Annotated in this window: 11 protein-coding genes; 7 read left to right on the top strand and 4 right to left on the bottom strand. The window is 45.6% G+C overall.

Annotation, left to right across the window (positions count from 1 at the left end; translation table 11 throughout):
• The first annotated feature begins 573 nt into the window (after positions 1 to 573).
• Together mtgA and K5Q99_RS19320 are read left to right on the top strand one after the other, a co-directional pair.
• A complete protein-coding gene (gene mtgA, locus K5Q99_RS19325; protein ID WP_220777836.1) occupies positions 574 to 1,359 on the top strand; it encodes a monofunctional biosynthetic peptidoglycan transglycosylase in 786 nt (261 codons plus the stop codon).
• A gap of 340 nt (positions 1,360 to 1,699) precedes the next feature.
• Positions 1,700 to 3,436: a hypothetical protein gene (locus K5Q99_RS19320; RefSeq protein ID WP_220777835.1), complete on the top strand. Its 1,737-nt coding sequence runs from the start codon at positions 1,700 to 1,702 to the stop codon at positions 3,434 to 3,436.
• Positions 3,437 to 3,523: 87 nt separating this feature from the next.
• Here the strand turns inward: K5Q99_RS19320 and K5Q99_RS19315 are convergent, their stop codons facing one another.
• Together K5Q99_RS19315 and K5Q99_RS19310 are read right to left on the bottom strand one after the other, a co-directional pair.
• Positions 3,524 to 5,080 carry a S41 family peptidase gene (locus K5Q99_RS19315; RefSeq protein WP_220777834.1) on the bottom strand — a complete coding sequence of 519 codons (1,557 nt, stop codon included), beginning with the start codon at positions 5,078 to 5,080 and terminating at the stop codon, positions 3,524 to 3,526.
• 193 nt (positions 5,081 to 5,273) lie between these two features.
• Entirely contained in the window at positions 5,274 to 6,158 is an 885-nt protein-coding gene (locus tag K5Q99_RS19310; protein WP_106649605.1) for a phospholipase A, read from the bottom strand.
• Positions 6,159 to 6,603: 445 nt separating this feature from the next.
• On the opposite strand from K5Q99_RS19310, the gene cobA reads away from it, so the two are divergent.
• From cobA to cysC, 5 genes are all read left to right on the top strand, one after another.
• Positions 6,604 to 7,440 carry a uroporphyrinogen-III C-methyltransferase gene (gene cobA, locus K5Q99_RS19305; RefSeq protein WP_220777833.1) on the top strand — a complete coding sequence of 279 codons (837 nt, stop codon included), beginning with the start codon at positions 6,604 to 6,606 and terminating at the stop codon, positions 7,438 to 7,440.
• Positions 7,441 to 7,546: 106 nt separating this feature from the next.
• Complete coding sequence (gene cysD / locus K5Q99_RS19300) at positions 7,547 to 8,455, top strand: sulfate adenylyltransferase subunit CysD (RefSeq protein WP_220777832.1); 909 nt, start codon at positions 7,547 to 7,549, stop codon at positions 8,453 to 8,455.
• 82 nt (positions 8,456 to 8,537) lie between these two features.
• The gene (gene cysN, locus K5Q99_RS19295) at positions 8,538 to 9,980 is read left to right on the top strand and encodes a sulfate adenylyltransferase subunit CysN (protein ID WP_220777831.1); all 1,443 of its coding nucleotides are present in this window, start codon (positions 8,538 to 8,540) and stop codon (positions 9,978 to 9,980) included.
• Positions 9,981 to 9,983: 3 nt separating this feature from the next.
• Positions 9,984 to 11,708 carry an SLC13 family permease gene (locus tag K5Q99_RS19290; protein ID WP_220777830.1) on the top strand — a complete coding sequence of 575 codons (1,725 nt, stop codon included), beginning with the start codon at positions 9,984 to 9,986 and terminating at the stop codon, positions 11,706 to 11,708.
• 64 nt (positions 11,709 to 11,772) lie between these two features.
• Positions 11,773 to 12,390, top strand: coding sequence for an adenylyl-sulfate kinase (gene cysC, locus K5Q99_RS19285; RefSeq protein WP_006082881.1), 618 nt, complete (start codon positions 11,773 to 11,775; stop codon positions 12,388 to 12,390).
• 104 nt (positions 12,391 to 12,494) lie between these two features.
• Here cysC and K5Q99_RS19280 read toward each other — a convergent pair whose 3' ends face one another.
• Together K5Q99_RS19280 and K5Q99_RS19275 are read right to left on the bottom strand one after the other, a co-directional pair.
• The gene (locus K5Q99_RS19280) at positions 12,495 to 13,334 is read right to left on the bottom strand and encodes a TIGR03899 family protein (RefSeq protein WP_220777829.1); all 840 of its coding nucleotides are present in this window, start codon (positions 13,332 to 13,334) and stop codon (positions 12,495 to 12,497) included.
• Positions 13,335 to 13,546: 212 nt separating this feature from the next.
• Positions 13,547 to 14,755, bottom strand: a complete 1,209-nt coding sequence (locus K5Q99_RS19275) for an MFS transporter (RefSeq protein ID WP_220777828.1) — start codon at positions 14,753 to 14,755, stop codon at positions 13,547 to 13,549.
• Between the last annotated feature and the right edge of the window lie 164 nt (positions 14,756 to 14,919).

Below are 14,919 nucleotides of genomic sequence, written 5' to 3'. Positions count from 1 at the left end.
TGGCTTTTTTCAAGAGTAAAAATGTTGTACATTTTTACTCACAGGGTTATGCACATTGGTTGAGCCTGAGCTATATTTTGAAGTTCCCGTAGATGGTTTTGAGGGGTTTTACTGTGAAATAGACATGACTTGTGTCTTTTTCGAGGTTAAGTGGTTGTATATCAGTATTTATGGGCTGAGTTTGCTGTGTATTGATATCATTCGACTGGATGCAGTGAAAGCGTTGAAAACCTGACTCGCAGCTGCGAGTAACAAGCTGTTTGATTGACTTGCTAGCCCTCGTTAATCAGCCATTGCAACCTCGGTCAGCTGTCGTCAAAGCTGCCGAGGTCAAGTCAAGTTAAGCCCTCGCCATATTCAATAGTGATTTGTTATTGTGGTTATTTCTCTGCCTATCTTTGATTATCGAGTAAGATATCCTTGGTATTTCCTCCATTGTCGTAGCATGATCGGCCCGCAACTCCCTTAACGCTTTAAACGGTTTTCTAATAAGCCTTGGTTGTTGTAAAGAATGCCTAATGGATTAGCTTAACTGGATATCAGAAACGAGAGTGCGCGGATGAGATGGTGTAAATGACGGCCCCTTTATATGCGATGCGAGATCATGTCAGGCGTCCTAGTACCAATAAGTCGAATAGCCCTGTTCCTCAGAGACGTAAGCGTGGCTTTCGTCGTTTATTGTCTTGGCTATTCAAGGGATTAGTATGGGCATTCATTTGCTCAATCTTATTGGTTATTCTACTCAGATTCGTTAATCCACCCATGTGGACCTGGCGGATTGAGCGCGCCTTATTTCCACCTGCACCTATGGGGGAAGTCATGCATCAGTGGCGCGATTTAGCGCACATTTCTCCTGAGTTACAATTGGCGGTGATCGCCGCTGAAGATCAACGTTTTGCCGAGCATACGGGATTTGATTTAGCCGCGATAAGCTCGGCGCTGAAATACAATCAGAAAGGCACTAAAGTTCGCGGTGCCAGTACCTTAAGTCAGCAGGCGGCGAAAAATTTGTTTATGTGGTCTAGCCGCAGTTTTTTTCGTAAGGGATTAGAAGCTTGGTTTACCTTAATGATGGAACTGACTTGGGATAAGTCGCGCATTCTTGAAGTGTATTTAAATATCGTCGAATTTGGCCCAGGTATTTACGGCGCCGAAGCGGCATCAAAGCATTATTTTGGCAAGTCTGCGGCAAAACTGACCCAATATGAAGCTTCATTACTTGCAGCTATCTTACCGAATCCTTGGCGTTATAAAGTGTCACCTCCGTCGTCCTATGTGCAGCAGCGTTCCGCGTGGATCCGCAAACAGATGCGCCAGTTAGGTGACGTCACGCTTAAAAAAGTCCACGAAGCGGGATGAAGGTCTGGCGTGTGAGTTTGGCCCAGATGCATTTATGAGTCATTGGGCACTTTGTTTAATCGTCGACGACTTAAAGATCTTTTATTACTGAATTGAAATAAGATTGGAAACCTGTTGAATTAAGGTTAACGCTGATGCGTTTTAACGGTTTGATTCCCTATCCTGTTCGCTTCTGTATCGCTTTAATGTTAAATTATCGGGCAAAATTTATACCTTAGTTTTCTGATTTTGCATTATCTGCGTAAGGGATATGTAAGAGCGGATAAATATTCAAATACCTAGGGATTACTTTAGGTATTGATTTCATAAAATTGAATGGTCATTAAATGGAGTTTCTTAAATGAAAAAGATTGTGATTGCCGCGGCAATTATTGCAGCTGGTGCGGGTGGTTATTGGTATACGCAGAATGGTGCTGGCTCTAGTGCCTCTGCAAATCCTTTGCTCGACTATGTGCCTGCTGATACGCCGATATTTTCGGGTCAGCTAAAACCCTTCCCGTTGAAAGCGTATTTACAGTCTATTTCTGGAAATTATCAGCAATATCCAAGTAACGCGCTTGCCGAATTTGGTGAGCTGGATAGCCCTATGGGTAAGTTCTTCGTCAGCATTTATCAGCAGTATATGGATGGCATTAAAGATCCAGCCTTGCTGTTGAAAACCTTTGGTTTTCCTGATGAAATTAAACCATATTTCTATACTCTAGGTGCTTTGCCTGTATTCAAGATTGACGTCAATCAAGCGGATGCATTTTGGGCTGCATTAGATAAAGCCGAAAAAGACAGTGGCGTGACCCACGAAATGCGTAAAGTGGGTGATGTTGATTATCGCGCTTATGCATTATCGGATGAAGCTTCAACTGAAAAAGCTGACCTGTTATTTGCCCAAAAAGATGGCATATTAACGATTACTTTCAGCACTTCTATTACCGAGCCTGAATTATTAGAAATGGCATTCGGTATTAAGAAGGCGCCGCAGTCATTAGCCGCTTCTGGAATATTGGACGATATTATTAAGACCCATGGTTTTAAAGATGACAGCATCAGCTTTATCAACCATGTGGAAATTGTGAAGGCGTTGACCTCAGCCGATAGCAATATGTTATCTAAGCAATTGACGAAGTTTTTTGCTAATGAAAGCGTCGGTGAAGATCCATTAGCGCAAATTAGAACACCTGAATGTCGCACCGAATTAACCGCCATTGCTGCTAATTGGCCGCGCACGGTTGCGGGTTTAACCGCGTTTTCTGTGACAGAAAAAGAAAGCCATATGGCGGCCTCATTTGTGGTTGAAACTAAGAATCAACCGATTCTTGCGGCCATGCAAAAGATGCGTGGCTTTATTCCTGCACATCTGGCGGATATCGACAGCACTATTTTCTCTATGGGCATAGGCTTAGATGTCAACGAAGTTGCACCTTCATTAACGGCTATTTGGGATGATCTGCAAAAGCCGCAATTGACCTGTGCGCCACTGGCAGAGTTGCAAGCAGAGTTGAGCCAACAGAGCCCAGCTATGCTAGGCATGTTCACGGGCATGGCGAACGGTGTGAAAGGCATGAGCGTTTCATTGCTCGACTTTAAAATGAGCACTCAAGACCAAGAGCCTAAGTTAGAAAGCTTAGATGCGTTAGTTAGCCTCAGCGCCGAAAACCCATCTATGTTGTTCAATATGGTGAAGCCTTTTGCACCTATGTTGGCCGAAGTGCAATTAGCTGATAACGGCGATGCCACTGATTTATCACCACTATTGATGTTGCCTCCTGAGTTAGGTGTTAAGCCTATGCTCGCGATTAAAGGTCAGCATTTAGTGGTGTATAGTGGTGACAAAGGTTTGGCTTTGGCGAACAAATTAGCGGGCGAGAAACTGTCTGCGAATGGCATGTATAGCTTATCTGCCGATTACGGCAAGATGTTCACTCCAATGCTGACGTTGTTAGAAATGAGCGGCGAGCCAATTCCTGAAGAAATGAAAATGCTTAAAGATTACAACATGCGAGTTCAAATGAGCTTCGATGTGAATAAGCAAGGGTTGGTTATAGGCTCAGTCGCCAATTCTAAAGCGACTGAAAAGAAATAATTTTAGAATCCATTCTTTAGCTGACTGATATCAGTTAACGAATCAATGTTTGAAATGAGCCAGCAGATTGCTGGCTCTTTTTTGGCTTTAATTCAGCTTAGCTTGAGCTAGCTTAGTGGGTTGTGATGTTTGAATGAGCTGAGTTTTTGGCTTAGCGGAACGCACTAAACTCACTAATCCTTGCCATTGAATATCGCTGTTTTGCGGGAGCCAAATATCGGGCTCAGTCCCAGCACCTGACAAGAGTTTTCCCTGTGCATCATAGGTTAACGAACTACTGAATCTTATGTCTAACCCACTGTTTGGCAGTTTGAAATGGTACTGACGAGCAAAATCGCCCGAGGTTTTTTCACCAATCAAATTCGCCCTAGACCAAGATTTAGTGCGATAGGCAATCCACTCACATTCTTGGCGGCATTTGGGACTCACGAGCAGTGCTAAACGATTTCGCCCTTCAGGAGTCACCGCAGGTTTAGTGCGAACGTACCAAGGGCTGAATTTATCTTCATCGACTGGGGGTAAGTTGCGGGTGAGGGATTTTAGTCGTTGCGCACTGTATTCGAGCGCAGCTAAAGGCTTAAAGTTGAGTGGTTGTAGATAGTCATTTCTCAGTTCTGGTGAGCGGCGATAGTGTGCAAATCCCATCACGTTTGGCGCTAAAGTGTTATTTAAATCAGTATCTTGATATCGCGATAACAGGGTTAATAGCTTTGGGCTAAAACCACTGGCATGACGTAAATCGATAATGAGTAATGGATGTGTCATGCCCTTTAGCAGTTCTTGCTGTAGATCTCTATCCAATTCAAAGGCGTACAGATCGCTGATCTTCAGTTTGACCGTAGTATTGTTAACTGTTTCTAATTGATTTGGAGTGTCTTGAAATTCGGTGCGCTCAAACTGAGATAACTGATTAATGAATTCAAAAACACTCATATCTTGTGTCTGATCTTCTTGATTATTTTCCACTAATTGAGTCTGCGGTTCGCGGCTTGGCAGGGCGAGAGTCACCTGCTGGGTTTGCAGATCATCATTAATCAGCGTAACGAGCACATAGGGCTTGATGCTGAGCCCTAAATCTTCACGTAATAGGTTAAGTTTTTTCAGCCAAGGTAACTGCATTTCTTGGCTCTGTTTTGCAGGTTCAGGTAAATAGGCTTGGCTGGCAGCTACCCATTTACTCATAGGTAAACCGTCGATATGAGTCACAAAGGGAAAGTCGTTGTTGATTGGACTATTACTGCTATCTAAGGCTAACCACTGGTCGTTAAGTGGTCGTAAGGTTAACGGGAGTTCGCCGCTTTGATCGTTGAAGTCGTGTACTTGAGCGCCGGGATCTTTGAGGCTATTGAGTAGTTTAGTGATTTCAGCGGCAAAGCGGTCATTGGGAGTGATGTCTTGGTACTGCTCGACAATCAGGCTCGCCATATATTTGAGTTGCGGACTGGCTTTGTCGGGCGTTAACGCATAAAACGCCGAGTGTTGCTCGATTTGATCCAATAAGGCATAGAGATCTTGGCGTACCTCTTGCGCATTAAGCATAGGTGCAGTGTTATCTTTTGGCACAGCGAAAAACGCGAGCTTAAGTAAGCTCGCGAAAATAATGACACTGAGTAGCACGACTATGCTGCGGTAGCTAAAACTCATATTCCTCCATGATGTTAAGGCGTAGCTTCAGGGCACAAAAAGGTGTGCGACTATCGGCTTAAATGCCATTCGGATCAATGTAAATCGTCCCGCTCGGCCATAAACTCAGGTCCATCTGAGCAATTTAGCAGCAGGTTTTGTAGATTAGCAGCAAATTATGGCTGATTTTTGTACTCTGTCACTTTTATATTTGCTACAGAATATCGTTGAGCGAAATCCCGATACCAATACGTTGGTTGTGATAGTTGTAATCGATTAAGCTCTCGCCATAACCATTAAAATATTGAGTATAAAGGCGTAAGTTGCCGACGATAGGATAACTCCAGGTTACTTCTGCCGAACCTCTGTCGATATCTTCTAGGTTTGTTCTAAGGGTTAAGGTGAATCTATGTTCATCGATACCATAGACACCAATAAACTCAGCTCTTCCTATGTAGTCATCAATGTTGGGATTATCGTCACCGCGAGCTTGATGCGGATCGGTTTTTTCATCCTCAGGAATCCGCCACCAGACTTTGGTTGAGAAGGCGAGTGGACCGGCATCAAAAATCATAGTGGCATAAAGTCGATTCCAGCTGCGAGAAAGTGGTCCTGATTTACCATTTGATTGATGCACTGCACCAACGCCCCAAAAGGAATTGGTCACACTGCCTATTTTCCAATCGTTATTAAACAGCATAAAGACTTCAGGCTCGTGATTGGTTTCACGGAACGGAGATGAGGTGTCTTTGTTATAAACCTGCCAATAGGATTGATTGGTATAGGCAAAGAATAAATGACCATTATCACCAAAGACATTGTACCAAATAGGGAATTTAAAACTGATTTGAAACTTAGCCTCGAACTCATCCAAGGTGTAGGGATTGAGGATGGCATCTTCAGCGAACGGTGCCATGTTGGGATCTGGGTTATAGGTCGCAGGTAAAAGGTAGTTCACTTTATGTGGCGTAATCACAAAGGGCAGTTCTGCCGTGGCAAGTTCATCTTTGACCCTTCCTTCTACTAATGATTCTTCGGCATTTATACTCGTACAAGCTAATAGCCCAGCCATTGCAATACCTGAATAAAGTCGTTTCATCGGCCCTCCTTGATGTGCTTATTTGTGTATTTGTCAGTCGTACTCAACAAAGATAGTTATGCCCAGCTTAACATTAGAAAGTGAATTTATGGTTATGGAAAAATTCTGCACTATTGGGTGACAGCTTGCCTTGCTAGCGAGGTTTTCGTTTTGTTGAGGCCGATTTTGGTAGAATTTTTGGCAATAACATAGTGCCAGAATCACATTCTTAGCCGAGAGATAATCGTTGTAGATAACTGCTGTATTCTTATTAAATGATTTAAATTCAATTGCTTATTATTGAGTTAAGATGCTTTTGATTTTGAAACTTAATATTTTTCCACTTTAAATTGATATCAGTGATTTCTTTTATATCTAAATGATATAAAAACTAATAATTATCTATTTATTATGGAATATAAGACGCGCTATATTTCTACAGACTAAAGTGATCTTGGGGATGTTGATGGAAATTTTATCTTTACCGGGCCAAGCGGCCAAAGGCAAAGTCTGGCTGGTGGGTGCAGGTCCTGGTGACGTTGAGTTATTGACGTTAAAGGCATGGCGTATCCTGAAAACCGCAGATGCTGTGCTATACGACGCTTTAGTCAGTCAAGATATCCTCGATCTTATTCCCAAAGACGCTGAAAAGATTGCCGTAGGTAAACGTGCGGGTAAGCATAGCGCCGCACAGGACGAGATTAATCAGTTACTCGTGACTAAAGCCTACACCCGTAAAAATGTGGTGCGTCTTAAGGGCGGCGATCCTTTTATTTTTGGTCGCGGTGGCGAAGAGTTGCAAACCTTAGTCGAAGCGGGGGTTGAGTTTGAAGTCGTCCCCGGTATTACTGCCGCCAGCGGCACATCTGCCTATGCGGGAATTCCCCTAACCCACAGAGACCATGCCCAAGGCGTGACTTTTATCACTGGCCATTGTCAGTTAGAGAGTCGCCCAATGGATTGGCAAGGTTATGCTAATCCTAACAATACCTTAGTCGTGTATATGGGAATTCTAAACGCTGGCATTATTCGCCAAGGTTTAGTCGATGCGGGCCGAAGCCCTGAAACACCCGTGGCGATAGTGTCAAAGGCAACCACTAAAGAGCAACGTCGTTTTATCGGCCGTTTAGGTGAGCTTGAACAGCTTGCCGCCGATCCTGAATTACAAATGCCAGCTTTGATGATCATAGGTGAAGTGGTTGCGCTGAGTGACACCTTGCACTGGTTCAACCCTGAAGCGATTGAATCGAATCAAGCCAGTGATGAGCACACTCAATCGGTTAGCGTGTCACCGCGTCGATAAGCTAAGCCGCAAGCAGTTAAAGATACTAAGCAGTTAAAAATTTTAAGAAAATTAAGCTAACCCATGCTGTGGTAATGCAGCGAATTTAAGGTAAACGGAGAATAGTATGGCCGGGCGTGAATTAAGCCACTTACAACAACTGGAAGCCGAGAGCATCCAGATCATTCGTGAAGTTGCAGCCGAATTCGATAATCCTGTGATGTTGTATTCCATCGGGAAAGATTCTTCCGTTATGTTGCACTTAGCGCGAAAAGCCTTTTATCCGGGCAAGATCCCGTTTCCGTTGCTGCATGTCGACACGGGTTGGAAATTCAAAGAGATGATCGCATTCCGTGATGCGCAGGCAAAGAAATTTGGCTTCGAGTTACTGACGCACATTAACCCAGAAGGGGTGGCGCAGGGGATTAACCCCTTCGACCATGGCAGTGCGAAACACACTGACATCATGAAAACCCAAGGTTTAAAGCAAGCACTTAACCAATACGGTTTCGATGCGGCTTTCGGTGGGGCTCGCCGCGATGAAGAGAAATCTCGCGCCAAAGAGCGGGTGTATTCGTTCCGCGACCGTCACCACAGATGGGACCCTAAAAATCAACGTCCAGAACTGTGGCGCACCTATAATGGCGCAGTGAACAAGGGCGAAAGTATTCGCGTATTCCCGTTATCTAACTGGACTGAGCTGGATATTTGGCAATATATCTATCAAGAAAACATTGAGTTAGTGCCTTTGTATTTTGCGGCTAAACGTCAAGTGGTTGAGCGCGGCGGTCAGTTAATCATGGCCGATGACGAGCGGATGAAGTTAGCCGAGGGCGAGCAGTTTAAAGAAGAAGTGGTGCGTTTTAGAACCTTAGGTTGTTACCCACTTACGGCCGCCATGCATTCTGAGGCCGACAGCCTAGAGAAGATTATTGAAGAAATGCTGTTAACCCGTTCAAGCGAACGTCAGGGCCGATTGATCGACTCAGATCAAAGTGCCTCGATGGAGCAGAAGAAGCGTCAAGGCTACTTCTAATCTCGGCAAGGTTAACCCTATTTCGCGAAGGTGCGTTGGTAAAGCGCGACCTGTAGCCAAGCAGATCAAGAGTGAGAACAAGATGGACAAAGCGGTCAATAAAACCAATCGCATGGCGGCAGAAATTACCCTCCATGGTGTGAAAGAATATCTAGCTCAGCAGCAGAACAAAGGCTTACTGCGCTTTTTAACCTGTGGCAGTGTGGATGACGGCAAGAGTACCTTAATCGGCCGTCTGTTACACGACAGCGCCCAGATCTATGAAGATCAATTGGCGAGTCTAAAGAGCGACAGCGCTAAGATGGGCACCACAGGTGAAGCGATTGACTTAGCTTTGTTGGTGGATGGCCTGCAAGCCGAGCGCGAGCAGGGCATCACTATCGATGTGGCTTACCGTTACTTTTCAAGTGATAAGCGTAAGTTCATCATCGCCGATACCCCAGGCCATGAGCAGTACACGCGCAACATGGCAACGGGTGCATCGACCTGTGATTTGGCGGTGATCTTAGTCGATGCTCGCTATGGCGTGCAGACTCAGACTAAGCGCCATGCGTTTATCGCGTCATTACTGGGTATTCGTCACTTTGTGGTTGCCGTAAACAAGATGGATTTACTTGGGTTTGACGAGCAAGTATTCAACCGTATTCGCGCCGATTTTACGGATTTCGTTAAAGATTTCGGTAACCTCGATATCCACTTTGTGCCCTTATCGGCGCTTAATGGTGACAACGTGGTTGAGCGCAGCACCCAAAGCGACTGGTATCAAGGCGGTACTCTGCTTGAGCTGTTAGAAACCATTGATACGCAACGTGAACTCAGCGCATTGCCCGTGCGTTTCCCGGTGCAATATGTGTCGCGTCCTAACTTAGATTTCCGCGGTTTTGCGGGTACTTTAGCCTCTGGCATTATCAATGTCGGCGACGAATTAATCGCTTTGCCATCGGGCAAACGCAGCAAGGTTGAACGCATTGTTACCTTCGATGGCGACATTCAAGAAGCGGTTGCTGGCCAAGCTGTGACTATCACGCTGGAAGATGAAATTGATATTTCCCGCGGCGATTTACTGGCCAAACCCGACTCAGCGCCAGCCGTTGCTAACCTGATCAGCGCCGACCTAGTGTGGATGGACGAAAAGCCATTACAACTCGGCCAGCTATACGATATCAAAGTGGCTGGTAAGAAGACACAAGCCTCTGTGACTGCTATCGATTATGTGGTTGATGTTAATACCTTAGCGCGTAGTGCGGCGGATACACTTGGGTTAAACGCGATTGCGCGTGTGACCTTAGAACTAACCGAAGACATAGTGTTTGATGCTTATTCGTTAGTGCGCGATACGGGCGGAATGATCTTAATTGATCGCCTGAGCAATGCGACAGTTGCCGCTGTAATGGTGGTGTCAGGTCAACACGTTAACAAGCAAACCGCATCGCAATTTAGTGCTTTTGAAGTCGAGTTTAATGCTTTAGTGCGTAAACACTTCCCCCATTGGCAAGCGATAGATATTTCTAAGCTTGGAGCTTAATTTGTGAGTGACTTGTGGCTGTTAGCGATTATTTTGTTAGGGCTTGTGGCTGGCTTAATTAGCGGCCGTATTAATCCTGCGGTATTGTTTTTATTTGCATTTTTGCTCTGTTATTTGCTTGGCATGGTTGCGCTCGATACCGCATTAACAAGCTTTACCAATATTGGCTTAGTCACACTTGTCCTGTTGGTGTTGGCCGCGACGGCATTAGAAAAAACCTCCCTACTGGGAAAGTTGAGCCAAGTCATAGGCAATAGTTCTTTGCCTATGACAATGGCAAAACTCGGGTTATCTACTGCCTTGCTGTCGTCCTTTACCAATAACACGGCTGTGGTGGCGTCGCTTATTGGGGTTGTGCGTCGCAATCAAGCGCACGCACCTGCTAAGTTATTATTACCGTTGAATTATGCGGCAATTTTAGGTGGCACATTGACTCTGATTGGCACCTCGACCAACCTGATTGTGAACTCCTTTGTGGAGAACGCCGGCTTACCCGCCTTAGGGTTCTTCGAGTTCACGCCGGTCGCCGTGGTGATCGTTATCGCAGGTATGTTATTGCTGATCCTACTGGCGAACATTCTGCCCGACAGACGGGAAGAATCGGATGAAGAGGCGCTGCCTTATTTGCTTGAAGCTCATGTGGCAAAGGGCTCGTCCTTAGTCGGCCGCAGTGTGGTCGATAACAAACTCAGGGCACTGAAAAAGTTATATCTGGTTGAGTTAGAGCGTAGCGGCATTTGTATTTGCCCAGTGCCGCCCCAGTTAGTGCTGCAAGCGGACGACGTACTGCGTTTTAGTGGCGCGGTGGAATCGGTTGAGTTATTGCATCAATTCGATGGTTTAGATTGGTTTGGTAAGCATCAAGCCAAGGGACAAAATTTAGTTGAAGCTGTGCTCGCACCCTCATCCAGTTTAGTCGGCAGTACGTTGAAAGCATCGCGTTTTCGTGAGCAGTTCGATGCGGCCGTGATGGCGATTCGCCGCGGCAATCATCCGCTAAAAGGCGGGCTCGGTGACATTATTTTGCAACCCGGCGATGTGTTGTTATTGACGCCCGGCGATGGTTTTAGCAATAGCGCAAAATTAAGTTCAGAGTTTGCGGCGATCAGCGGCTTAGATTTGAATGTGCGCTTAGACAGTCGCCGTGGTCGTTGGGTATTGCTCGGCTTTGCGGTCACTATCGTTTTGAGTGTCACCGATGTATTGCCCTTGGCTAAGGGTTTAGTGCTGCTACTGCTGAGTTATTTTGCCATCGGCGCAGTTACTTTAGCTGAGCTTAAACGCCGTTTTCCATTGGAACTAGTGGTGATCGTGGGGAGTGCATTAGGGCTTGCCAACTTGATGATGAGTACAGGCCTTGCGAACAGTTTAGCCCAAGGATTACTCTCAGTTATTAACGGTTATGGGGTATTTGGCGCTTTTGTCGGCGTGTATTTGATGACCTTATTGCTGACTGAACTGGTGACCAATAACGCAGCGGCGGCGCTGGCGTTCCCTATCGCTTACGCGATTGCGCTTAATTACGGTGTCGATGCAAGGCCCTTTATTATGGCCGTTGTCTTTGGTGCCAGCGCGAGCTTTATTTCACCCTACGGCTATCAGACCAATTTGATGGTATTTAATGCGGGTAATTATCGCTTCAGTGACTTTGTCCGCCTTGGATTGCCGTTATCTGTGCTGTATTCCCTGATAGTGATATTTATGGTGCCGATCATCTTTCCATTTTAGTGATTAGCTTGAGTTTATTGCCCTTATGTTAGTGGTTAGTCAACATGGGGATTGAGGAGTTTTTATGACAAATATCGTGTGGCATCAACATCCTGTAGACCAAGCCGCGAGAGCCGAGCAGAAAGGTCAAAACCCAGTGCTACTTTGGTTTACCGGACTTTCTGGCGCGGGCAAGTCGACATTGGCGGGTGCATTAGAGCGGGCGTTATTTGAGGCGGGATTCCACACTTATTTGCTCGATGGCGACAATGTGCGTCATGGCCTGTGTAAAGACTTAGGGTTTACGGTTGAAGACCGTGACGAAAACCTGCGCCGTGTCGGCGAAGTGGCTAAATTGATGGTGGATGCGGGGCTTGTGGTGTTATCGGCCTTTATCTCCCCGACCCGTGAGGAGCGCGATAGCATTCGTGCCCGTTTCCCTGCCAGTCAGTTCATTGAAGTGCACGTGTCGACGCCATTAAGTGTGTGCGAGCAGCGTGATCCTAAGGGGTTATATGTGAAAGCACGCAGTGGTGAAATCAGTAATTTCACGGGTATTTCATCACCCTATGAAGCGCCATTAGCGGCAGAATTGACCATAGATACCAGCAAAGGCGATTTAGCGACTCAAGTGCGCGCCTTAATCGATTATCTAACGGCAATCAATGTTATCAATGCCGATAAGGCTAAAGCGCTAGCTTAACATTTAGCCCTTATCTCACTTTAAAGGAGCCTTTAGGCTCCTTTGTTATTTCTGGGTTTTACTGGTTATGCTATTGATTTATAATTTATTTTTATGGCGGGTAATTATTCTATTTTAAAATCCTTAGCGAACAAGAGTTGCAGTGCCTTGAGGTATTCTTGATCCGGTTTAGGTTGCACGAGTTGGGCGAGTTCATCACCAATCGGTGTTAAGCGATAATAACTAAAAAGCAGATTACCGCTCTTGGGCGTAAGCTTCATCTGTATGCCTTGTAGGGCAAATTGAATGGGGGTTTTATTGTTGAGTAAACCAGTTTCGAACTCGCTGCTGTGCAGTATCCCAGCATCGACTAAGGTCAGAATGCTGGAGTAGGGTAGGCCAAACTGGGATAAACCTAAATTGACTGAGGTTGTTTTACGGAAATATTGGCCAATCCCACCCGACAAGCGGTAGCCACTGATGAGTTTTAGACGCTGTTCGCTATTGACCTTAGCCGCCATGCCAAGGGCCTTTTCAAGAATTTGTGCTTCCCTGTGGGTCAATTGCTTAAGTAGCGCTAAAGTACGCAGACTGAAGTTACCGGGATTGACTATCTCGCTCGATAATATTCGTGCCCACAAGTCTTGCATTCTACGGTTATGGATTTGCTCCGCCATTAAAAAGAATTGATGGCTCCAGTCGGGATCAAGATCGACCCCTGTGACATCTGAGTGGGTATAACTGAGGGCTAAGGCAAAAATGGTTTCCACATTAGCTTGATACTGGCTCGATAACTTGCGGGCTCTATGTTGGGCGCGTTCGGCGATGGAAGCATTCGCGGGGCGATATTCTTGCTCACTGGCTAAACCTAATTGACGGCCGAGCAGCAGGGCTTTTTTGCGAGCAGATGCCTCGGATGTTGACTCGCCATCTTCTGCCAACAGTAAAATATCTGAATCCTTCATCGCGTTAATCCTTGAGCCTACATTGGGGTTAGGTGAGGGCATAGCCCCCCACCTTTATTTGTCTAACTTGTTTGCCTAGCTTGAGCATTTAACTTGAACATCTTGTTTGAATAGCTCGCTTGTGTGCCTAGCTTAGATGGCGATCACTTAAGCGTTCAGTGCTAGACTCAACATTGAGCTAAGCTGATTCCTTGGCTCGTTATTATGCCGCTTTATTCGACCGCTTTAGCGATGGATTTAGCTTTTTTGCTTCTCCAAGACCATAAGGTTTCATTACCCGCTTCAGGGTGGCGCGGTACATTGAGCGCCAGCATTAACGAACATACGGCAAAGCCTGCGCCTATGTAAAATACCAAGGCGGGATCGGTTAACCATAATAAGCCCAAAAGCACAGGAATAATCACTGCGGCTATGTGATTGATAGTAAAACTGACCGACATAGTGGCGGCGATATCTTTGCTGTCGGCGATTTTTTGAAAATAGGTTTTCATCGCAATCGCCATCGCAAACAACAAATGATCGATAACATACAGCGCTGCCGCCATATGTGCTTGCTCGACTAAGGCGTAACTGATGAAGACTATGATGAGTCCAATGTATTCCACTGTCAGCGCATTACGCTCGCCAATCCGACCAATGAATCGCCCAATCGCAGGCGCAAACAGTAGGTTGACGACATAGTTAATTAAGAACAGCGCGGTAATTTCACTCACGCTATATCCAAATTTTTCGACCATCATAAAGCCCGCAAACACCATAAAGATTTGCCGTCTCGCACCTGAGAAAAAGGTCAGCAGGTAATAGAGCCAATAGCGCTTACGCAGAATAATTTTCTTATGTTGGACTTCCGTGGTCTCAAATTTTGGATAATACCAAGCCATAGTTAGCACCATGACTAGACCTAACGCACCAATAATCAGATACATGTGTTGATAGTCTAGTTTCAACCAGGTCATCACCAGCCAAATACTGGCGTAGCCCACTAAGGCCGCGGCCGAGCGCCACGCCAGTGCTTTACCCATAAAACCCGCAGTATCTTTTTTATCGACCCACTGCAGCGTCAGTGATTGGTTAATGGTTTCAAAATAGTGAAATCCAACAGACATCAATACCGTCGTCAGATACAGGCCTATGACTTGAGGAAAGAAACCTGTCACAGCAACGCCAATGCATAACAAGGCCAGAGAAAGCAGGGCGAAGGCTTGTTCTCGAATGAGTAAAAGCACAAAAATTGCCGTAAAAGCCAAGAAGCCGGGGATTTCGCGCAGGCTTTGTAACATGCCGATTTCAGCACCAGTGAATTGGGCTTTCTCAATCACGAAGTTGTTGAGCAATGCCTGCCAAACGGCAAACACGAGCGACATAACAAAGGTCATCCACAGCAAGAGTGCTTTAGGATCTTTTGCTTGAATAGCTTTCATGGATAAGGGACTCAGGCGATAAGTGTTCAAATGCTAATGCTTTTTTGGTAATTAGGCTAGATAACTTAACGCTTAAATAATGTGTGGTTTATGAATCAATATCACGATTTTTTTGAATGAAAATACGGCCGTCAGATCCGGTATACAATCAGATGCTAATGTAA

The sequence above is a fragment of the Shewanella hafniensis genome (assembly GCF_019655335.1).
GTDB lineage: Bacteria > Pseudomonadota > Gammaproteobacteria > Enterobacterales > Shewanellaceae > Shewanella > Shewanella hafniensis.
Note: the sequence above shows the minus strand (reverse complement) of the source record. Positions and strands in the feature narration are given on the sequence as shown.